Annotated in this window: 1 protein-coding gene; it reads right to left on the reverse strand. The window is 68.6% G+C overall.

Annotated features, from left to right (window positions below; genetic code table 11):
- Nucleotides 1-1,177: transglycosylase family protein (locus tag ACZ49B_RS39130; protein ID WP_468316094.1), on the reverse strand; the 1,177-nt coding region annotated here is incomplete at its 3' end.
- Between the last annotated feature and the right edge of the window lie 166 nt (nt 1,178-1,343).

Below are 1,343 nucleotides of genomic sequence, written 5' to 3' on the forward strand. Positions count from 1 at the left end.
GGCTCCACTTGCCGGCGTTGTAGTCGGCGTCGGCGTTGTAGACGCGCTCGTCGGAGCCGATGGCGTAGAGGTGGACGGTCTTGCCCGCGGGGCTGACGGCGAGCTGCTTCCAGCCCTGGGCGCCGTCGACCTGTCCGAAGCCGCTCCAGTTGCCTGCGGCGTAGTTGCCGTTGTTGTTGTAGATCCGGTCGTCCGAGCCGACCGCGTAGAGGCGCACCACGTTGTCCGAGGTTGCCGTCGCCGCGAGCTGCTTCCATCCGGCGGCGTTGTCCGCGCCGTTGTTCACAACGGACCAGCCGGTTGCCGAAGAGTCGATGTTGTTGTTGTAGATCCGGTCGTCGGCGCCGATGGCGTAGACGCGTACGGTGCTGCCGGTGACGGTGACGCTGATCTTCTTGAAGCCGGCGGTGCCGTCGACGAGCTGGAAGTTGCTCCACTGGCCCTGTGCGTAGTCGGCGTCCTTGACGTAGACGCGGCCGTCGGAGCCGAGGGCGAACAGGCGGACCGTGTTCCCGTTCTTGACGACGGAGATCTGCTGCCAGCCCTGGGCGTTGTCGACCTGCTGGAAGGCGCCGTTGCCGACCTTTTCGTGGATGCGGCCGTCGGAGCCGATGGCGTAGAGGTGGGTCTCGTCGCCGACCTTGATCGAGGTGGTCTGGCGGTAGCCCTGCTGGGGGTCGGTGACGCCGTAGCCGGACCAGCTGCCCTTGGAGTAGTCGGCCGTGTTGCCGTAGATCCGGTCGTCCGAACCGATCCCGAACAGGTTCACCACCGGCGACACCGCGGGGGCCGGAGGCGTGGTCGGGTACGGGTCGGCGTGGTCGGCGCCCAGGCCGGCGGCGGGACCGCAGGACGGCCACGCGCCTTGGCCCTGGCCGGCGAGGATCTTCTCGCCCGTGAGGATCTGCTGCTGCTTCGTCGCCAGGTCGGGACGGGACGCGTAGTTCGCACCGCCGAAGGCGCTCCAGGTCGACATCGATATCTGGAGGCCGCCGTAGTAGCCGTTGCCGGTGTTGATGCTCCAGTTTCCGCCCGCCTCGCACTGGGCGACCTTGTCCCAGGTCGACACGGAGGCGGCGGATGCGGTGGTGGCGGTGGTGAGGAGCGGGGCGGCGATGGCGACCAGGGCGGTGGCGGTGACGGCGAGTGCGGACTTCTTGCGGGCAGCGGACAGCATGGAGGATTCCTCGGTTCGTTGTTCGAAGTGCGAAGGGGGCAGGTCACCTGTGCGGGGGGGGGGGGGGGGGGGGGGGGAAGGGGGGGGGAGGGGGGGGGGGGGGGGGGGGGGGGGGTTTCGTACACTAAGGGGTTTCTTTTGTTTTGTGTTGTGTTGGCGGGGGGGC

The sequence above is a fragment of the Streptomyces sp. NPDC031132 genome (assembly GCF_055570595.1).